Annotated in this window: 11 protein-coding genes; 5 read left to right on the forward strand and 6 right to left on the reverse strand. The window is 70.0% G+C overall.

What is annotated here, in order from left to right:
- Window positions 1-63: 63 nt before the first annotated feature.
- The 3 genes from AC13HU_RS01480 to AC13HU_RS01490 are packed head-to-tail and all read right to left on the reverse strand — an operon-like array spanning window position 64 to window position 12,709.
- A complete protein-coding gene (locus AC13HU_RS01480; protein WP_483039839.1) occupies window positions 64-4,380 on the reverse strand; it encodes an Eco57I restriction-modification methylase domain-containing protein in 4,317 nt (1,438 codons plus the stop codon).
- The gene (locus AC13HU_RS01485) at window positions 4,377-7,427 is read right to left on the reverse strand and encodes a helicase-related protein (RefSeq protein WP_483039840.1); all 3,051 of its coding nucleotides are present in this window, start codon (window positions 7,425-7,427) and stop codon (window positions 4,377-4,379) included. Before AC13HU_RS01485 ends, AC13HU_RS01480 begins: the two co-directional genes overlap by 4 nt.
- Window positions 7,428-7,432: 5 nt before the next feature.
- Complete coding sequence (locus AC13HU_RS01490) at window positions 7,433-12,709, reverse strand: DEAD/DEAH box helicase (RefSeq protein WP_483039841.1); 5,277 nt, start codon at window positions 12,707-12,709, stop codon at window positions 7,433-7,435.
- 166 nt (window positions 12,710-12,875) lie between these two features.
- On the opposite strand from AC13HU_RS01490, the gene AC13HU_RS01495 reads away from it, so the two are divergent.
- The 3 genes from AC13HU_RS01495 to AC13HU_RS01505 are packed head-to-tail and all read left to right on the forward strand — an operon-like array spanning window position 12,876 to window position 16,458.
- A complete protein-coding gene (locus AC13HU_RS01495; RefSeq protein WP_483039849.1) occupies window positions 12,876-14,417 on the forward strand; it encodes a TldD/PmbA family protein in 1,542 nt (513 codons plus the stop codon).
- Entirely contained in the window at window positions 14,414-15,820 is a 1,407-nt protein-coding gene (locus AC13HU_RS01500) for a metallopeptidase TldD-related protein (protein WP_483039842.1), read from the forward strand. The genes AC13HU_RS01495 and AC13HU_RS01500 overlap by 4 nt, the downstream gene beginning before the upstream one ends.
- 53 nt (window positions 15,821-15,873) lie before the next feature.
- Complete coding sequence (locus AC13HU_RS01505; protein WP_483039843.1) at window positions 15,874-16,458, forward strand: RNA 2'-phosphotransferase; 585 nt, start codon at window positions 15,874-15,876, stop codon at window positions 16,456-16,458.
- Window positions 16,459-16,551: 93 nt separating this feature from the next.
- On the opposite strand, the gene AC13HU_RS01510 is transcribed toward AC13HU_RS01505, so the two are convergent.
- Window positions 16,552-16,833: a GlsB/YeaQ/YmgE family stress response membrane protein gene (locus AC13HU_RS01510; protein ID WP_483039844.1), complete on the reverse strand. Its 282-nt coding sequence runs from the start codon at window positions 16,831-16,833 to the stop codon at window positions 16,552-16,554.
- Between the two features lie 405 nt (window positions 16,834-17,238).
- Between AC13HU_RS01510 and AC13HU_RS01515 the strand changes: the two genes are divergently transcribed.
- Together AC13HU_RS01515 and AC13HU_RS01520 are read left to right on the forward strand one after the other, a co-directional pair.
- Entirely contained in the window at window positions 17,239-17,613 is a 375-nt protein-coding gene (locus AC13HU_RS01515) for a DUF3099 domain-containing protein (protein WP_483039845.1), read from the forward strand.
- 212 nt (window positions 17,614-17,825) lie between these two features.
- Window positions 17,826-18,050 (forward strand): hypothetical protein, encoded by a 225-nt coding sequence (locus tag AC13HU_RS01520; RefSeq protein WP_483039846.1) that lies wholly within the window; start codon window positions 17,826-17,828, stop codon window positions 18,048-18,050.
- Here AC13HU_RS01520 and moaA read toward each other — a convergent pair.
- Together moaA and AC13HU_RS01530 are read right to left on the reverse strand one after the other, a co-directional pair.
- On the reverse strand, window positions 18,033-19,022 hold the full coding sequence (gene moaA / locus AC13HU_RS01525) for a GTP 3',8-cyclase MoaA (RefSeq protein WP_483039847.1): 990 nt from the start codon (window positions 19,020-19,022) through the stop codon (window positions 18,033-18,035). The genes AC13HU_RS01520 and moaA overlap by 18 nt on opposite strands.
- Before the next feature lie 244 nt (window positions 19,023-19,266).
- Window positions 19,267-20,256 carry a sterol desaturase family protein gene (locus AC13HU_RS01530; RefSeq protein WP_483039848.1) on the reverse strand — a complete coding sequence of 330 codons (990 nt, stop codon included), beginning with the start codon at window positions 20,254-20,256 and terminating at the stop codon, window positions 19,267-19,269.
- Window positions 20,257-20,367 lie beyond the last annotated feature (111 nt).

The raw sequence follows: 20,367 nt of genomic DNA on the forward strand, positions 1-20,367 counted from the left end.
TGCGCAGCGACAGGACGGCCGCTTCCCCGCAGAAGGGGAGGCGGCCGTTCCCGCGTGTCGGCGTCAGAAACTGAGCTGTTCGCCCTGACCGATCTCGGTGACGCTGAACAGGCCGTCGTCGGCCGGGGGTTCGGGCTCAGGTTCCTCGGCCAGAGCATCGGCGCCCGGCGGTTCCGGGTCGGGGCGACGGATGCGGGTCAGCGGGCTGGAGCCGGGCGCGTGACGCTGGCCGCGGGCAGGAACCGGCGTGAGATCCGTCGCGTAGGCGCCCTTCGCCATCGCGTCGTACACGCGGGTGATCTCCGCGCTGGTGGCGTGGAAGAGGTCCGGGTCCTTGTTCCGGAACGTCCGGAAGCTGTCCAGGATGAGCGGCAGGTCCTCCCGCGCGATCTCGTACAGGTGGAAGTACGCCGCGTCCAACTCCGCCCGCATCACGAAGCGGCGCTCCTCGTCCCACACGAACGGCGGCCCGTCATCGCGAAGATGCTGCGCCCAGGGCGCCATCTCGTAGGACGTGTAGGTCAGTTCCAGGACCCGGTCCCGGATCCACGCGGCGGGCGAACGGTCACCGAGCCAGGGGACGGGGGCATCGTAGGTATCGGGAGCAAGGACGGGGAGCTGTTCGAGGTAGGTGTAGGTGAGGTGAGCGCCTGAGATCTTCTGACGGGCAGTGAAGTCGAGCACGAATGAGGACAAGTTGGCTAGTAGGCCGTACAGCGGAACCGAGACATCCATCGGCAGCAGGAGCGGTTCCGTGTCGGACATCGCTGTGCGCGGCAATGCAGAGGGGATCACCGTGCGCTTGTCAGAACCCCGACAGATGTTTCGCCAGGACAACGCCCAGTCGTACGACCATTCAGTTTCTGGCTTGCCTGGTTCGGCTGCGAGTCTCCCCTCAACCAACTGCTCGCGGAGCCAGTACCGCGGCCGCGGCAACTTCGCAGGATCAAGGTGGTCCTCAACATCCAGGCGTGGCAGGGTACCCACCTTGAGATGTGCATCAGTCGCTCCCTCATAGGTGGCAAAGCGGGAGTCGTACTGATGGACCATCTTGGCCTGGTACAAGGGAAGATAGCGCTCCTCCCCCCTGACGAACACCGTTCCGTGCAGCATCCAGCCCTCTTCGGTGAGCGCATCCTCCATACGGAAGCGACCCGAATCGTTAGCCATGTCGAACATGCGCTGGAACCGCAACCCCCAAGGATTCTCGGCCACCGGCCCCGCCGTTCGGTCCCACAGCACACCGGCATTCCTGTGAATGTCCTCCAACACGCGCAAGTGCTCCGGCCCCTCGCACACCGGCGCGGTCCGCGTGTTGGGGTTGATCCGCCGAAACCCCTCCGCGTCCAGCGTGAACTCCCGCCCGTCCAACTGCTCAGTCCGTCGTGCCTGGAACGCGAGGCGTGCACGCTCGAACGACAGCGCCGAGCCGCCGATCGTGAACAGGCAGAAGCGATACGCATGGTGCACGTCCGCGAACAGCCTCTCCTCGTTCTCGAAGTCCAGCACCGTGACCAACTGCCGCTCCCGCACCAAATCCGCGAAGAACGGCGCCGTCGTCTTGTCCGTCGCGATCCCCGTCGGCAGCACCAGCCCCGACATGCCCTCCGGAGCGAGCAAGTGCCGTGCCTTCTCCGCGAAGACCGCGTATGTGTTGACGTCGCCCGTACCCGTCAGCGGGAAGATGCCGGAGTCGCGCAGCATGTTCGTCGTGCCGGCGGCCTCGCGCAGGGCCGTCTGGAACTCACCGTGGAGCACCCGGTCACCCTCGACCCGGTTGCCGTGCTCGTCCGTGCTGGTCTGCAAGGCGGCGATGAGACGTTTGCGCACACTCGCGTTGTCCGCGTCCGCGATGGCCTCGTGCCCGGCCGAGGTGAACCACTCCTTCTCCTGGATCTTCACCCGCTCCCACGGCGGGTTGCCCAGCACCGCGTCGAAGCCGCCCTGCCAGCCGGTGACCGGGTTGGCGTCGGGGGCGTCGCGGTCCTCGACGCGGAAGACGCGCGGGAACTCCAGGTGCCAGTGGAAGAAACGGTTACGGGTGACGATCGCCCGCAGTTCCTCCACCGCCTCCGGCTCCAGCGGCACGCCCTGCTGGAGGTCGTACAGCGTGCCGCTGGTGATCAGCGGCGGGGCGTCACCGTGCTTGCGCCACAGGAAGGCGGCGCACCACGCGTCCGCGATCCGCTTGAGGTCCCGGAGCTTCTCGTCCTGCTCGAACTCGCGGTAACGGCGAGCCTGTTCACGGATGTCAGCGAGCGTGGCGGTAGGCAGCAGCGACAGCTCGTCCGCTTTGACCCGCACCTCTGCCGTGCTGGTGCGCACGAGGGGGTTGACCAGGAAGCGCTGGGAGCCCTTCCGGTCCGGGCGTTCCTTCTTGTTGTCCGCCTTGGCGTGCCGCAGGGTCTCGGGGTCGTCGCCGGCGAGCTTCTTGAACGCGCCGTCGGGGAGCCCTGCCTCCAGCAACTTCGGGGTCGTGCCCAGTAGCGCGTTGCCGACCTTGATGCGGTCGTCGAGGTAGGCCAGCGGCTCGCCGGGCCGCAGGGATTCGAGCCAGAGGGACACCTTCGCGATCTCGGCGGCCAGCGGGTTGATGTCGACGCCGTGGACGCAGGCGCGGACGACCTTGGCCATGGCTTCCCGTACGGCGTCCGGTGACGGCTCGTCGTCGCCGGTGTGCATGACCGCGTACTTCAGGGCGATCCGGCGGGCGGCGGCGACGATCATGTGGCCGGAGCCGCAGGAAGGGTCGACGAGGCGGATCTTGAGGAGGTCGCCGGGAATGTTCGAGGCGGCGTGGCGGGCGATGACCGGGTCCAGGGCGTTGTTGAGGAGCTTCTCGATGAGCACGCCCGGCGTGTAGTAGGAGCCGGTGGTCTTGCGCTTGTTGCCCGCGACGAGTTCCTGGAGCCAGAAGCCGCCGTCGGGGTTGTGCCGGGGGACGAGTTCGAGCAGGGACTCGTAGACGCTGCCGAGTTCGTCGGCGCCGAGGTGCCGGTAGTCGACGCGGGTGGCGCGGCCCTGGTCGTCGCGGACGCGGGAGAGCAGGTTGACGGCGTCCAGCAGGTGCTCGTTGCGCAGCACGCAGGCGCGCAGCGGCTCGGGGTCACCGAGCCGGAGCGCGGCCGTGCCGGGGTCGTCGGCCGTGGCGCGGAAGTACAGGCCACCGAGCCCCGGGAGGGCAAGGGCAGGAAGGCCGCCGTCCTTCCCGAGGGCGTCGAGGACGTGGACGAGTGCGACCCACAGGTCCGTGTTGTTGTCGCCCTTCCGCCGAGCCGCGATCCGCCGCAGCCGGGCGGTGGAGAAGTACCTCGTGTAGTGGTCGCGGGCAGCCTCCGGCGCGTCCGGGTCGAGCAGGGCGCCGCGGTCCTCCGCGACGAACAGGAAGATCAACTGGTAGGCGAGGCGCAGCAGTTCGTGGTGGAGGTCGTCGAGTGCGGGTTTGCCGCCACTTGCCAGTGCTTCGCGGAGCGGGGCGTTCGCCGTGAGGAAGCCGGTGCCCAGGATCCTGAGAGCTTCCTTGACCTGGTCGCGCAGGCGGTCGCGGGCGCGGGTGCCGGTCTCGATGCCGTGCTGCCGCCACCACTCCAAGGGGCAGTCGGCTGGGCCGAGGTCCGGGGCGACGTCATTCGCTTCGTCGCCGTCCTCCGCCGTACCGTCCTCCGCTTCGGGCTCAGCCGTCCGGCGGCGCCGATCCGGCTTAGGGGCGAGTGCGAAGCGGGAGGAGTGCAGCAGCGTGAAGAGCAGCAAGAAGTCGGGGAACAGGTCCCGTTCGAAGATCCCCTCAAGATCGAACTCGACGTAGGACGAACCCGTGATGGCGGTGGAGTCCCGCAGGACCCTGAGCACGCGGCCGTTGGAGAGCAGCCCCCACTGCCGGCTGCTCGAAACGTTGAGGAGTTCCTGGAGCATCGACTGCGGCGCGCGGTCCTTGCCCGTGCCGCGATCCAGCGGGGTGCCCCACGCCAGCAAGTGGACGGGCAGGTGCGGTTGCCACTCGTGGCTTACGCGGTAGCGCTCGCGGCGCCCCGGCACGGTGATCCCGGCTCTGGAGGCGGCGGGGAGACGTTGCCCGTAGCCGAGCTGGTCGAACAGGACGAACAGCCACTGCTCACGGGTGAGCCGGGTGGCGGAGGCGTTCTCGGGATGGTCCACGAGCTGCTGCCGGAAGCCGGCGTAGACGACCTTGAGGTAGTTCCACTTGCGGCTGGCGGCGTCGGAGAGGCGCTCACCGCGCGGCAGCCCGTAGGCGGCGGGGGCGATGGCCGGGAGTTCGCGGTCCCCGTGGCGGACGGCACCGATCAGCGCGGCGGACAGCAGCCCGCCCTCGCTGCGGACCGCGCCATCAGCCGGCAGGCGGTCGGGGGCGAGGGCGGTCACTGTGCGGCTCCGCGAACGGGAAGGTAGATGTACAGGCCCAGCAGATCAGGGAGATCAGGCTGATCCGGCCGGTCGGGCGGCCCCGCGGGGGTGACGGTGATCCGGCGCGCCGCGGCCGCACCGGCGGCGCGGCCGCGCTCACCGGAGTGCTGGCGGACGCGCTGGTGGGCGGCGGCCAGCAGATCGGCGAGCTCGCCGCCGTAGTTCCGCAGTTCCTGGTCCAGTTCGGGGAACTCGGCCAGGGCGAGTGCGACTTGCTGGCTGCGCAGCGCGGGCAGGGTGTTTCGGTCCGCGTCCGCGGTGAGAAGGTCGGCGATCCGCTCATCGGTGAGCCTGCTGCGAGTGCCGTCGGCCTCGGTGCGCCAGGCAAGGAAGCGCGCGTCCTCCGCCACCAGTTCGCGGGCCGGACGGCCGACCCGGCCGGGGATACGCAACTGCATCCGGTAGCGGGCAAGCAGGAGCACCGTACGGGCCGTCACCGCCCTGGTGCTGACGACGCCCAGACGGTGTGCGGGCCGGTCGCGTTCGGGCACGGTGGGGTCGAGCGTGGTGTCCAGGATATGGCGAGCGATGGCCCGCACGGCGGGGTCGGTGCGGGCCAGGGCGTGTTCGCCGGGTGCGACGGGCAGGTCGGCCCGGAAGACGAGCTGCCGCGGTGCGACGGGTTTGCGGCCCTTGGACTTCGCTGTGCGGGCAGTGCGCTGTCCCGCGCCGGGCGCGGCTGCCTGCTCGTCGTCCTCGAAGAGGCCCAGTGCATGCTGGAGTCCCTTGGGCAGCGGCGCGGCCGGAGCGGTGAAGCCGGCGCTCTTGGTGTCGGGGCGTACGGACGAACCGAGCGCACGGACAGCTTCGCGGGCGAAGGCGGCCACGTCGCCGGGGTCGCCGAGCGATTGCCGCAGCTCAGCCAGTTCGCGTTCGACCTCCTCGGGGCGCATGCCGGACTGGGCGAACTTGGTAAGCACGCCCGACTCGCGTTCCGCGGCGCTCTCCCATTCCCGGTGCAACCTGTCGCGCGCCGAGCCGATCGCAGCATCGCCCCCGAGATCGAGGTCGAGAGACATCTGCGTGTCGGTGGCGGAGTCCCGGCCGCGCAGCAGCAGGCTGTTGGAGAGCGCCTGCAGGACTTCCTCGCCGGCCTTCGGAAGGGGCACGACAACACCGGTCTGGTCGGCGATGTCCCTGTACTTGCGAATGAGGACTTCCAGGACCAGGCCGTCGATACCGGTGTCGGTGTCGAACAGGGTGACCGCCCGGACCGTGTCACGGGACTGGCCGAAGCGGTCGACCCGGCCCTCGCGCTGCTCGTGACGGGTGGGGTTCCACGACAGGTCGTAGTGGACGACTCCACCGAAGTGCTCTTGGAGGTTCACCCCCTCCGACAGGCAGTCGGTGGCGACCAGGACGTGGCGTCCGCGTTTGGCGACGAGACGGTCGATCTCCTCCTGGCGGGCCTCGGGATGCAGGCTTCCTGTGACGGACGCCACGTGCGCATACCGGTCGAGTTCCGCTGTGAGATAGGCGGCGACGTACTGGGCGGTGGGGATGTAATGGCAGAACACGATCGGGTCGTATCCATCGACGAGCAGGGCTTTCACCTGATCGGTGAGGGCCCTCAGTTTGGCGTCGTGCTCAGGGCCGGACAGCGACTTGGCACGCTTGGCCAAGTCGTTCAGGCGGCGGATGTCGCGGCGCGTCGCGGCTGCCGCGGGGCCGCTGGTCCCACCGTCGGGTACAGGGTTCTCGTGGCCGTCCTCGTCGTCAAGCCGGGTTCCGGGGATCGTGTCCAAGCCTTCCTGCGCCTCACCGTCGGTAAGTTCGAGGACAGCTTCGCGACCGATCCGATCGGCCTCCTCCTCGGACTTGGCGGCGGTGATCCCGGCTCGTGCGACCAGGGTGGCCGCTGCCGCCTCCGGTGACGACAGCACGCAGCGCAGCAATGCCAGGACCGACCACCAGCTCAGACGCTGCCGCAGGGCACCGCTGGGGCGGCGGACCTGCTCACGGGAGTAGGCCAGGATGTCCGCGACGAAGCGTGCGTAGTCCTCGTCGAGCCGGTACGGGGTGTCGCCGAGTTTGCGGTCGCGGGGGAACGGCGTGTTCTGGCCGAAGAACGAGCGGATGTCGCCGCGGCGACGCTGCACCATGTGGCGCGCCAACCGATCGCGGTGGGCGGGCAACTTCGGGTCGAGCTCGCTGAGGTCTGCGGACAGCAGCCCGGTGAGTTTCGCGAAGGCGACCGGATCTCCGCTGTGCGGGGTGGCGGTGACGAGGACCAGGTGACGTTGGGGGTCGGTGGCGAGCTGGGACAGCAGTTCGTACCGCAGCTGGTGGCCGGAGCCGGTGCCGACGCAGGTGTGGGCCTCGTCGACGATGAGCAGGTCCGGGCAGGTCCGAAGGAACACCTCGCGCCGGTCGCGCTGCTTGATGAAGTCGGTGGACACGACCGTGCAGCGGTAGTGGTCGAAGATGGTACGGCCGTCACCGCCGACGCTCTTCTGCAGACGATCCGCGGTGGAAGGCAGGACGAGTTCTGCCTCCAGTCCGAACTTCTCCCGTAGTTCACGCTGCCACTGGTCGGCCAGCGCCGGCCCGCACAGCACTGCCATCCGAGCAGCCGAACCCTGTTCGAGCAGTTCCTTGGCGATGAGGGCAGCCTCAACAGTCTTCCCGATGCCGACATCGTCGGCGACCAGCAACCGTACGGTGTCCATACGCAGCGCCATCATCAGCGGCACGAGCTGGTACTGGCGTGGCTGGACGGCGATCCCGGCAAGGCTGCGGAAGGGACCGGCCGACGAGGCAGACGCGATCCGCAACGCCGTGCGCAGGAGGCCCGCGGACGTGTGGTCGCCGACCTCGTCGCTGCCCAGGACGGGCAGCCCGAACCCGGGAGTGCCGACCTCGTCGGGAAAGAGACCGGCGGTGAACTCGACGTCGCCGTCCAGCGGACGGGCGATCACCAGGTCCTCGGTCGTGCCAGGAAGCACCACCCAGTCACGGCCACGCGCCGAGACCAGGGTGCCGGGGGTGGGTGAGGTTGTCGCCAAGGGTGTCATCGGACACCGTGCCCGGTGCCGAAGACGTCCGGATGGCTGCGCACTGTCTGCTCCCAGTCCTCTTCGTCGTCGCCCGGCACGGTGATCACCAGCCAGCCGGCGTTCATCAGCCGGTACGAGGCGCGCTCGTCGTGTTGCAGCCCGGCAAGACCGGAGGTCTCCAGGAAGACCGCGACCTCCGCACCCGGCAGATAGTAGATGAAGTCCGGCACCACTCCCGTGTCCGCTGCCTCCATCGAGGCCAGGTCGGGAAGCCGGTGCCCGCACTCGCGCAGCCACTCGACAAAGGGGCCGCCCACCGGGTGCTCCGCCTTGGTCGCAAGGCCGGCGGCGGCCTCCTGGGGATCGGCGGCAGGGGCACGGTCCGGGCTGGTCCGGGACTTCGCGAGCGCCATCAGGACACCCACCGCCAGGTGCCGGTTGATGCGGGTGTGGTAGCGCTGGTTGGTGTAGGACAGCAGGCAGTCGTAGCAACCGAGTTCGCAGCGTTCGTGGGCGCCGTCGGCCCGATCCTGGTCCTCGCCACTGTCCGGGTCGTAGTGGATGATCTTCAGCGCTGCGCGCGCCACATCGGCCAGCGCCTGCTCGTCGTCATGCAGCAACCGGAGCACTCCCGCGCCGCCCTCCGCACCCTCGACAAGGAGCATTCTGGCCCGGTCCTCGTCGTCGGGCAGATCCTCGCTGCCCAATTCGGAGTCCTCCAGTTGGTAGAACGCCTCGATGCCCCGCTCCAGGGCGTAGCGGACCGTCACTGCGGTCGTCTCGTCGACCGGCTCCGACAGGCGCACGACCGCGATGTTCTTGTGGTCCTCGACATACGGGATGACCTGCATGGGGCGGTCGGCGCTGGAGAACGGGCTGAGCCCTTCGTCCTCGGAGGCCGTTTCCGTGAGTGCCTCGGCCTTGCCGGTGCCCAGCCATTTGCCGTCGGCCGGATTGAGCCAGAAGCCAGTGTCCGCACGGTGTTTGCGCTTGCGATATCCGAGATTGACCACGCGCAGGGCCGCGGTGTCGCCATAGGTGATCCGGGCGACGGGACCGTCGGCTCCGAAGACGGTCGCGCCGAGTTCGCCGGGGCGCTGACCCGCGCCCGCGTTGAAGCGGAAGAAGGTACGCAGCTCGAAGCCGGCCCGCAGCCGCTCCTCCTCATCGGAGGAGATCCGGCGGCGAGGCGAGGCATAGACCGTGCTCAGGTGCATCAGCCGGCTGAGGATGCGGGTGAGCCGGGCTCCGCAGCCGTCGCAGCGGTCGGCGCCGCTCTTGCGGTCGTGCCAATAGCCGCAGCTGTCACATACTTTGACGTCGTTGGTGGCGACCTGGCCTGGGGTCGCGCCGTACGGCACCTGGACCCGGTCGACGGCGTACCGGTGGCCCTCGTGGTAGATGAGCGCGCCGGGTCCGAACTCGCCGATGGCGATGAACCGGGGGCGCTGGATGTAGCTGCCGTTCTTCTGGCCGAGCCTGCCTTCGGTGCGCTGGCCGGGGATGTAGGCGGCGAGCGGCAGCCTCGGGAAGGAGTAACCAGGCAGGAATCCCTCGGAGGCGAAGTAGCGGTAGGAGTAGAAGTCGCTGAACGAGTCCTCGCTGCTCTCCTCGTTGCGCAAAAGCGCCTGCTGGTTCTCGGCCTCAGCACGCCGGGCTGCGGCCTGGTTGCGCTTCTTGGGCGCGACCGACAGGTCGCCCACGATGCGGTGCTGCTGCTCTGCTTCCGCCTGGGCGGCCCGGTAGAGCCGGCGCCAGCGGTCACATGCTCGGTCGAGGCGGCCGAGGGCGCCGCGCACGGTGTCCTCTATCCAACTGTCGTGCCACCAACTGGTGCGCTCGGCCAGTTCGGGAACGAGCGGAGCCAGCACCTCGGTAGCCCGGGCGATAGCTCGGCGCCGGGCACCTTCGTCGTCGAGGTTCACTCGCATCGTGGCTGTCAGCGGCAGAGGAGCGTCTTCTCCCGGAGCCGGTGCGGGTGCTTCGGCATCAATGAGCTCGGTGAGCTTCGAACCGAGCGCCACTCCGGTCTCGGCGAGCCAGATGGCGCGGACGTGAGAGCTCAGCAACTCCTCGTTGCCGAGGTCGAGCCGGGGCGGTGTGACGCTGCCGGAGACCATCAGCTCGGGTCGGCGGAAGTAGTACTGGTCATGGGCGCTGCCGGTGGAGCAGTATGTCGTGACCAGCGCGGGCTGCCCGGACCGCCCTGCCCGTCCCGAGCGCTGCGCGTAATTGGCGGGGGTCGGCGGCACGTTGCGCATCGCCACCGCGTTCAACGTGGCGATGTCCACGCCGAGTTCCATGGTCGGCGAGCAGTACATCAGTTGCAGTTCCCCGGTGCGGAACGCATCTTCCCGATCCCGTCTGAGGTCGGCGGGAACCTGTGCGGTGTGCTCGCGGGCGACCAGCCCACTCAAGCCGGCGGCGGTGAACTGGTACAGGTCGCGGAAGTACGTGTTGACGCGCGGTTCCGCGCCCACGTCGCCGACCTTCCGCAGTGGATCGGGCTCGGGGTGGGTCCCGTCGCCGGGCAGCCAGCACAAGGCGGCCGTGCTCACCTGGTAACCCAGCGAACCATCCTTCTCCTCGCGTGCGACGCGCACCAGCCCTTCCTTTTCGAGGATCTTCAGCAGGCTGCGGATCACCGCGTCAGCGTCGGCCACGGCCATACGTCTCCCGGCCAGCTGCGGCAGCGCGGCGAACTGGCCGGGGCGCCGCAGGTACCGTCCGTACGCCCCCAGGCCGCTGAGGTGGACCGTGTCGTCGTGGGACCGGGAACCCTTGGGGCTGGGACCGGCGAACACCGCGCGCGAGGCCACCCGCGGTTCCCTGGGCGGGACCGCCCACACACCGAGCAGGTGTGCGTCGGATCTCCGCACCAGGTCCTCGAAACCGTCCACTGTCAGCAGTGGTTCGTCGACGGCCAGCGAGCGGCGCAGCTCGTCCAGCAGCGTGCGGGCCAACTTCGTCCGGTGGGCCGGCGAATCATCTACCAGCGCCCAGTGCGCGTCCTGCCAGCACTGCTGGTCCGCGGCGATCTCGTCGAGAGAGGTGTAGGCGAAACTCAGCAACCCGGTCTGGGACAGGTTGGGCATCGTGATCCGCCAGCCGCGTTCCAGATCGGCGTAGACGCGGTAGGCGAGAACGGATCGCAGAGCCGCATGCGCCAGCTCGCGCTGAAGGTGACGGGCATGCGGGTTGCGCGCGAACACGTCCATGTCCAGCCCGAGGGCGCCAGTGACCGCTTCGGGGAGCACGTCGTGGCGCAGGCCGCCGGGCCCGGCCTGCGCAAGAGCCCGGTAGAGAGCACCACGTACCTGGGTGACCTGGGCGAAATCGTTGAAGTGTCCGGCCTGGAGACTGGCGTCCTGACGGTTGTCGACGAAAGTGAGCAGCTTCCTGGCCGGGTCGTCGAGCCCTTCGTCACCGCGCAGGGAACGCACGATACTGGCGCTGATGAGCGAGACGGCCGAGCTGCGACCTTCTGCGGAGAAGGTCGCCAGTTTGGCGAAGTCGCTGACCCGGAGTTGCTCGTAGGAGACCCGGCAGCGCAGGCAGAAGCGGAACGGCGCCGGCATCCACCAGGCTCGCAGTCCGTCCGGTCCCTGCACGATCCGGCCGTCCGGGGCCACTTGGACCTCTCGCGGCAGATCATTGGCGCGGGCCTTGACGACCTGGCGTCCGTCGTTGCCCGTCTCGACCCAACTGTCGGGCAGCCGGGCGAGGATCTCGTCGGCTTCCGTCGGCCACGGGCGCTCCGGGCTGGCGTAGAGGTAGCCGTCACCCTCTTCAGCCGGGGCATCCGGGTCCCGACGGGCGACGAAGCGGTCGTCGACAGCCTCCCGTTCCCGCGTGACGACCATGTACTCGTGCCCGCAGTCGCGGCAGAAGGCAAGCGGGATGAGCGGCTTCTGCGGCGCGTTGGGCACGCTCACCTGGTACTGGCTGGTGAGGTGGCGCCCTTCCGTCGGTAGATCGAAGCTCGTGTAGACCGTGTCGCCTTTGGACAGGAACTGATGCAACCGGAAGGCGAAGAGAGGGCGTTTGTGATCTGGGTGGAACACGCGCGCGCCTGCCCTGAGCATCGCCTCGATCGCAGTACCGCACGTCTGGACAGGAACACGGCTGTCCCCGGCAAGATCCACGGCGGCCTGCTGGACGGTGATGGGAGCGCGCCTGACCAGCTGGCCGGTGTCGGGCTCCCGGGTGAGACCGAAGGCGTCCTCGATCCAGACCGCGAGCGGGTCGGCGGACAAGGCGCGGTAGTCACGTGACAGTTCCGGGGAGGGCTCGGCAGCCCGTCGGACGGCCTGGGCGAGTGCCTCACGGTGGGCTACGGCAGGAATATCGGGGCCGGGGTCGGTGGCCCGCTCAAGCGTCTCACCGATCACCTGCTCGGGACGGACCAAGGTGCCGAAGATACGTGTTGCTACGTCCGATACCGCGATCTGCGCCTGCCTGAAAGTGCGGGCGCTGGCCATGGTCGCCGATGTGCCGATGCACTGCAGCAACGGCGCTTCGCAGGCGTCGCGCAACCTGCGCACCAGCATGGCCACGTCCGCGCCCTGGCGGCCGCGGTAGGTGTGGAGTTCGTCGAGCGCCAGGAAGCGGAGCCCTCGGGCGGCGCTGATGAGCTCGTGGCGTTCTTCCGGCCGGGTCAGCAGATATTCCAGCATGACGTAGTTGGTCAGCAGGATGTCCGGCTTCAACCGCAGCGCCGCGCTCTTCTGGTCTGCCTTCTCCTGACCGGTGTAGCGGGCGAAGGTGACCCGGCGACGCTCTTCCGGAATTCCCCATTCCAAGTAGCGCCGCAGCTCGTACACCTGGCTGTTGGCCAGGGCGTTCATCGGGTACACGACAATCGCCGAGATCCCGTGCGGGTTCGGATGCTTCAGCACGTCGTTGACGATCGGAAGGATGTAGCCGAGGCTCTTGCCCGACCCGGTACCGGTCGTCAGCACGAACGAGTCGCCGGATGACGCCGCTTCGAGGGCCTGCCGCTGGTGGCGGTACAGGGAAAGAGTGCGCTCGCCAGGGTCGCGCTCATGGTCCTTGTGCCGGAAGTAGCTCCGGCACTCGGGCTGCAGGGCCAACTCCTCGGTGAGCTGGGCAACCGTGCCGCCGCTGCGGAAATTCGGATTCAGGGAGATCCGGGGGTCCGGCCAGCGGGCCTTGCGACTTCTCTCGTCGTCCAAGTGCCGCTGGATCTCGGGATTCCGCACGCCGACCAGAGAGCTGGTGAAGGCGTCGTAGTCGGCGATGAGCTGCTGGTGAACTCTGAAGACATCCACGGTGTAAGGCGATCTCCCTTTTGCACACACCTGAGTTCGGTCGCACCGTCCCGACCTCCGGGCGACCGGCGCCCCTCACCCTACCGGCGCTGAGGAACGTTATGGCGAAGACCGCACAGCGCGCGACATGGTTCACTGCGAAGACGCGAAGGAAGGGAAGATCGTCGTGCCGCATGAGGTGGATGAGTCGTTCGTGGCGTTGCCGTTGCGCGCGCTGGCCGACGCCGCGCTGGCGAGGGCGCGGGCGCTGGGCGTTGAGCATGCGGACTTCCGGCTGGAGCGGGTGCGCAGTGCGGCATGGCGGTTGCGGGACGCCCGGCCGGCCGGCGCCTCCGACTCCACGGACCTGGGGTACGCGGTGCGCGTGGTGCACAGCGGGGCGTGGGGCTTCGCCGCCGGCGTGGACCTGACGATGGACGGCGCGGCGAAGGTCGCGGCGCAGGCCGTCGCGATGGCCAGGCTGTCGGCGAAGGTGATCGCCGCCGCCAGCTCCCATGGGGGTCCCTCCGCCGAAGGCAGGGTGGAGTTGGCCGCCGAGCCGGTGTACTCGGACCGCACCTGGGTGTCGGCCTACGAGGTCAATCCGTTCGAGGTGCCCGACGAGGAGAAGACCGGTCTGCTCGCCGAGTGGAGCTCGCGGCTGCTGGCCGCCGACGGCGTCTCCCATGTGGACGCGTCGCTGCTGACCGTGCAGGAGAACAAGGTCTACGCCGACACCGCCGGCACCAGCACCACCCAGCAGCGGATCCGGCTGCACCCGTCGCTGACGGCCGTGTCGGTCGACCCGGACAGCGGCGACTTCGACTCGATGCGCACCCTCGCCCCGCCGGTCGGCCGCGGCTGGGAGTATCTGACCGGCGACACCTGGGACTGGGACGGCGAGTTGGCCGCGATCCCGGGCCTGCTCGCCGAGAAGATGCGCGCCCCCTCGGTGGAAGCGGGACGGTACGACCTGGTGGTCGACCCGTCGAACCTGTGGCTGACCATCCACGAGTCGGTCGGCCACGCCACCGAGCTGGACCGCGCGTTGGGATACGAAGCGGCGTACGCGGGCACCTCCTTCGCCACCTTCGACCAGCTCGGCATCTTGAAGTACGGCTCCTCGCACATGAACGTGACCGGGGACCGCACCGCCGAACACGGCCTGGCCACCGTCGGGTTCGACGACGAAGGCGTGGCCGGCCAGTCCTGGGACCTGGTGCGCGACGGCGTCCTGGTCGGCTATCAGCTCGACCGGCGGATCGCCGAGCTCACCGGTTTCGAGCGGTCCAACGGCTGCGCCTACGCCGACTCCCCCGGCCATGTCCCGGTGCAGCGCATGGCGAACGTGTCGCTGCAGCCCGCGCCGGACGGCCCGTCCACCGAGGAGTTGATCGGCTCGGTCGACCGCGGGATCTACGTGGTCGGCGACCGCTCCTGGTCCATCGACATGCAGCGGTACAACTTCCAGTTCACCGGCCAGCGGTTCTTCCGGATCGAGCACGGCAAGCTCGCCGGCCAGCTCAAGGACGTCGCCTACCAGGCCACCACCACCGACTTCTGGGGCTCCATGGCCGCGGTCGGCGGCCCGCAGACCTACGTGCTCGGCGGCGCGTTCAACTGTGGCAAGGCCCAGCCGGGCCAGGTCGCGGCGGTCAGCCACGGCTGCCCGTCGGCCCTCTTCCGGGACGTCAGCATTCTCAACACCACGCAGGAGGCCGGCCGATGAGCAGCAGTGCCAGCAGCGCGGCGACCAAGCCGCACGAGATCGTCGAACGCGCCCTGGCGCTGTCCCGGGCCGACGGCTGCGTGGTGATCGCGGACGAGGAGTCCAGCACCAATCTGCGCTGGGCGGCCAACGCGCTGACCACCAACGGCGTGACCCGCGGCCGTACGCTCACGGTGATCGCCACGGTCGACGGCGCCCAGGGCACCGCCTCCGGCATGGTGTCGCGCTCCGCGGTGACCGCCGACGAGCTGGAACCGCTGGTGCGGGCCGCGGAGGCGGCGGCCAAGGCGGCCGGGCCCGCGGAGGACGCCCAGCCGCTGGTGGCCGGCCGCGCCCCGTCGGCCGACTTCACCGCGCCGCCCGCGGAGACCTCCTCCGACGTGTTCGCGGCCTTCGCGCCCGCGCTGGGCGAGGCGTTCGGCACCGCCCGCGCCGGCGGCCGGGAGCTGTACGGCTTCGCGCACCACTACGTGACCTCCACCTACCTGGGCGCCTCCACCGGGCTGCGGCTGCGGCACGACCAGCCGTCCGGCACCCTTGAGGTGAACGCGAAATCGCCCGACCGCACCCGCTCCGCGTGGGCGGGCCGCTCCACCCGCGACTTCACCGACGTCGATCCGCTGGCGCTGGACACCGAGTTGGCGCAGCGCCTGGTCTGGGCGGAGCGCAAGGTGGACCTGCCCGCCGGGCGGTACGAAACGCTGCTGCCGCCCACCGCGGTCGCGGACCTGCTGATCTACCAGCTGTGGTCGTCCGGGGCCCGCGACGCGGGCGAGGGCCGCACGGTGTTCTCCAGCACCGGTGGCGGCACCCGGATCGGCGAGAAGATCGCCGCGCTGCCGCTGACGTTGCGCAGCGACCCGGCCGAACCCGGCCTGGAGGCCGCGCCGTTCGTCATCGCGCACGCGTCGGACGACGACTCGTCGGTCTTCGACAACGGACTGCCGCTCGGCCCGGTGGACTGGGTCCGCGAGGGCACCCTCAACCAGCTGGTCACCACCCGGCACAGCGCCGAGCTGACCGGGGTGCCGCTCGCACCCGCGGTGGACAACATGGTGCTGGACGCCGGCGGCACCCGGTCGCTGGAGGAGATGGTCGCCGACACCGAGCGCGGCCTGCTGCTGACCTGCCTGTGGTACATCCGCGAGGTGGACCCGGCGACGCTGCTGCTGACCGGCCTGACCCGGGACGGCGTGTATCTGGTGGAGGGCGGCGAGGTGACCGGCGCGGTGAACAACTTCCGGTTCAACGAGTCGCCGGTCGACCTGCTGGGCCGGGCCACCGAGGCGGGCCGCACCGAGCGCACCCTGCCCCGTGAGTGGGGCGACTACTTCACCCGCGCCGCCACCCCGGCGCTGCGGATTCCCGATTTCAACATGAGTTCGGTCAGCCAGGGCGTCTGACCGGCACGGGCCGGCCGGGACGGACCCGGCCGGCCCCGGCCGAGGAGGGCCACATGCTCGACGAGAAGCAGACCGTCAAGGTCTCGAAGTTCCTGTCGCTGGTGCTGCGGCACGATCCGCAGGCCGTCGGCATCACGCTCGACGAGGCGGGCTGGGTGGAGGTCGACGAGTTGCTCGCCGGGTGCGCCGCCAAGGGCCGCCGTATCTCGCGCGCCGACCTGGACCACGTGGTCGCGACGAACAACAAGCGCAGGTTCGCCTACTCCGTGGACGGCCGCCGGATACGGGCCAGCCAGGGCCACTCGGTGCCGGTGGAACTGGGCTTGTCCGCCGCCACTCCCCCGGCGGAGCTCTACCACGGCACCGCGGCGGCCACGCTGCCGCTCATCTGGCGGGACGGGCTGCGGCCGATGTCCCGGCGGGACGTGCACCTGTCCGCGGACACCGAGACGGCCGCGCGCGTGGGTTCGCGGCACGGCCGCCCGGTGGTGCTGGCGGTGGACGCGGCGGGACTGGCCGCCGACGGCCACGAGTTCCGGCTCAGTGCGAACGGAGTGTGGCTCACCGACCGGGTACCGCCGCAGTGGCTGCGGCAGTTGCCGGAGCCCGGGGAGCCGCGGCGGGCGCCGCGCGGCTGAGCCGGCACCGTCGTACCCCCACGCAATCCCCGTCGTGCCGGCCACGCGCCGACATCCGCCCCCGCGCCGCCCCCATCGCCCCGCGTACGAGCGTCACACCGTCGTCGTGTGCTTCCGCCGCCTGTGCGCGGACCACAGCGCGTCGCCGACAGCCACCAGCACGATCGCGCCGATCAGTTGGAGGACGTGCCGGGTCCAGTCGATGCCCTTGGTGTCGCGGACGCCGAGCCACCTGGACACGCCGTTGCCGAGCGCGCTGCCGCCCATACCGCAGATCAGAGTGAGCCACAGGGGCAAACTCTGCTTTCCCGGGATGATCGCTTTTGCGATCAGACCGAGCACAAGGCCGACGATGATCGCCCACAACCAACCCATGCCGCTCGCCTCCTCCGGCCGGACGGCGGGTGCCCGGCAGCCGTCCCGCCAGTGTCCGTCCGAGTGGTCTACGCCGCATGTCGGGCAGTGACATAGGACCGACCGGGAAATGGTGGATGGGAGAAGGAGCGGTCGGGGGCCGAGTCCGGGCGGTGCCGACGAGATAGCCATGGCGGAGCCGGTGGTGACCGAGGAGAAGCCGGCCGGGCGAGAGCCATCGGCCCGCGACGCCGCCCTCCATGTGCCGGCCGGTCCAACACGTCGGACGCAGGTCCGGCACCGCACACGGGCCCGCCCCGCCCTGCTGCGCGGCAGCACGGCGGCGTACCTTGGACCTACCGGGCACCAGGTGTCGTGACCCGTGATCGGCACGGTCCGGGTGTATGGAGCAGGCGGTGGAGCGGAATGGGGAAGCAGGGCGGGCCGGAGATCTTCCAGATCACCGGGGCACGGACCGGGCTCACCGACGACGTACGCGGGCGCCAGCGGCGCTACATCATCTCGATGTCGATCCGTACCGTCTCCGTGGTCCTCACGGTGGTGCTGTGGAACATCGAACGGCCGCTGGCCTGGGCGACGCTCGTGGTGGGTCTGCTGCTGCCCTACGTGGCCGTGGTATTCGCCAACGGCGGGCGGGAGAACACGCCCCACCTGCCCACCTCCTCCTACGTCCCGCCGCTGTCCCGGCCGGCGCTGGAGCCGTCGAGGGTGGAAGCGGCCGCGGAGCGCGCCCCCGAGCGGGTCGATGAGCCGGTCGGCGAACACCCGGACGCGGGCTGACCCCGCCGTTTCCGTCGACCTCCGGTCTAGACCTATGACGGTCGACCGGGAAGCTCAAGAAAGGCTCAGATCAATCATCGGATTTCCCCTCCACGAGCGGCCGACCGCGTGACATACTGCGGTACGCGCTCCGCATCCCCCGTCGGAGCGATGGACCGACGCCGGGCGGCTCCCCCCGTGGCTGCCCGGCGTCGCCGTGTTTACTGGGTGCCATGAGCGACGAGACGCCGACCTGCTCGGCGAAGGGCTGCCGGGCGGCCGCTGTGTGGGTACTGGCCTGGAACAACCCCAAGCTGCACACACCGGAGCGGCGCAAGACCTGGCTGGCCTGCGAGGAACACCGCGAGCACCTGTCCCAGTTCCTCGGGGTGCGCGGCTTCCTGAAGGACGTGGTGCTGCTGACGGAGTGGGAGGCGCGGTCAGCCGCCGATAGCTGACATCGGACGGTCCGGCTGGAGGAAGGACGGGTCGTCCAGGCCCGAGCCCGCCTTCTTGCCCCACATCGCCGCCTTCCACAGCTCGGCGACCTCGGCGTCCGCGGCACCGGAACGCAGCGCGCCGCGCAGATCGGACTCCTCGCGGGCGAACAGGCAGTTGCGCACCTGACCGTCGGCCGTCAGCCGGGTCCGGTCGCAGGCGCGGCAGAACGGCCGGGTGACCGAACCGATCACCCCGACCCGGACCGGGCCGCCGTCCACCAGCCAGCGTTCGGCCGGCGCGTGGCCGCGGATCGACTCGCCCTCGGCGGTGAGCGCGAAGCGGGTCCGGAGCGCGGTCAGGATCTCGTCGGCGGTGACCATGTCGGAGCGCTGCCAGCCGTGTTGGGCGTCCAGCGGCATCTGCTCGATGAACCGCAGTTCGTAGCCCTCGGCCAGTGCCCAGCTCAGCAGGTCGGGCGCCTCGTCGTCGTTGACCCCGCGCATCAGCACGGTGTTGACCTTGACCGGCGTGAGCCCGGCGGCGCGGGCGGCGGCCAGGCCGTCCAGCACGTCGTGGTGCCGGTCGCGGCGGGTCAGGGTGCGGAAGACGTCCGGGCGCAGGGTGTCGAGCGACACGTTGACCCGGTCCAGGCCCGCGGTCCGCAGGGCGGCGGCGGTACGGCGCAGCCCGATCCCGTTGGTGGTCAGCGAGAGCCGGGGGCGCGGCCGCAGCGCGGCGCAGCGCTCCACGATGCCGACCAGGCCGGGCCGCAGCAGCGGCTCGCCGCCGGTGAAGCGCACGTCCGTGACGCCGAGTTCGGTGACGGCGACGCGGATCAGCCGGACGATCTCGTCGTCGGTGAGCAGGTCGGGCTTGGCCAGCCACTGCATGCCCTCCTCGGGCATGCAGTACGTGCAGCGCAGGTTGCAGCGGTCGGTCAGCGAGACCCGGAGGTCCGTGGCGATCCGCCCGTAGGTGTCGACGAGCACGGCTCCTCCTCTCCCGCCGGGACGCCCGCGTGGCGCCCGCTGCCGCTTCCTCGCCTCCACACTAGATCGCGCTGACGTCGATACGGCGGCTCGCGCGGGTGCGGATGCGGATGCGGGTACCGCCGCAGCGTACGCGACTCACACCCTTGCAACATTTTGTTGAAGCCGTTGCTTCGACGCTTCCCCGGGCCCGTAACGGCCGGGGCGGCGGCGTGGCGACGGCCCGGGGCGGCGGCCGGTGGCGTCAGCGCGAGCGCCGGGCCCGCGGGCCGGCCGCGGCGCCGTCACGGTCAGGGGCGCCGCCCACGCCGAGCCCCACGGACGCGCGCTCCCCCGCATCCCCCGCACCTTCCACGCCTCCCACGTCACCCGCACGTACCGCACCTCCCGCATCCACGACGGAAGCCGCCGGCTGCCAGCCTGGGCCGAGGTAGAGGTGGCGGAGCCGGTCGCGCCAGGTCCGGGCAGCCGCGAAGTCGCGGGCGATGGCCGCGTACTCGTGGGTGGCGACCCGCAGCGGGTTGTACGTGGCGATGTTCTTCGTCAACCCGAACACCGGCCGCTCGGTCTCCGCGGTGAAGGAGCCGAACAGGCGGTCCCAGACGATGAGGATGCCGCCGAAGTTGCGGTCGAGGTAGCCGCCTTGGGAGGCGTGGTGCACGCGGTGGTGCGAGGGGGTGTTGAGGACGAACTCGGCCGCGCGCGGCAGCTTGTCGACCCGTTCGGTGTGAATCCAGAACTGGTAGACGAGGTTGACCGATGTGCAGAACGCGAGCGCGGCCGGGTGCACGCCGAGCGCGACCATCGGCAGGTAGAACGGCCAGGAGGTGAGGCTGGTCCAGGGCTGGCGCAGCGCCGTGGAGAGGTTGAAGTTGCGGCTGGAGTGGTGCACGACGTGACAGGCCCACAGCACGCGGATCACATGGTGCCCGCGGTGCGACCAGTAGTAGCAGAAGTCCTGTGCCAGCAGCACCAGGAGCAGGGTCCACCAGTGCAGCGGCACCCGCAGCGGCGTCAGCGCGTACAGCGCGGAGTAGACCGCCACGATCGGGATCTTCCACAGCGCGTCGGTGAAGAGGCTGCCGGCGCCCATGGACAGGCTGGCGGCGGTGTCCTTGCCGGCGTATCCGGCGGCGTCCTCGTCGGGGTGGATCCGATAGCTCACCAACTCCACGACGGTGAGCAGCACGAAGGCCGGCACCGACCACAGCACGACGTTCGGCAGATCTGGCATGAACGCACCATAGAGGCTGTTACCCGGGGTACGCCAGACGTTGTTACCCACTGGTAGAACGACCTTGTGCAGCCGAGGGGTGGGAAACGCTGTCGGCGACGGCCCTTATCC

The organism is Streptomyces sp. NH27 (assembly GCF_056859195.1).

Bases quoted from the DNA above. Each gene is read 5' to 3' on its own strand.
- AC13HU_RS01515 (WP_483039845.1), top strand. From the start codon at position 17,239: ATGGGGAAGCAGGGCGGGCCGGAGATCTTCCAGATCACCGGGGCACGG.
- AC13HU_RS01505 (WP_483039843.1), top strand. From the start codon at position 15,874: ATGCTCGACGAGAAGCAGACCGTCAAGGTCTCGAAGTTCCTGTCGCTG.
- AC13HU_RS01520 (WP_483039846.1), top strand. From the start codon at position 17,826: ATGAGCGACGAGACGCCGACCTGCTCGGCGAAGGGCTGCCGGGCGGCC.
- AC13HU_RS01500 (WP_483039842.1), top strand. From the start codon at position 14,414: ATGAGCAGCAGTGCCAGCAGCGCGGCGACCAAGCCGCACGAGATCGTC.
- AC13HU_RS01510 (WP_483039844.1), bottom strand. From the start codon at position 16,833: ATGGGTTGGTTGTGGGCGATCATCGTCGGCCTTGTGCTCGGTCTGATC.
- AC13HU_RS01530 (WP_483039848.1), bottom strand. From the start codon at position 20,256: ATGCCAGATCTGCCGAACGTCGTGCTGTGGTCGGTGCCGGCCTTCGTG.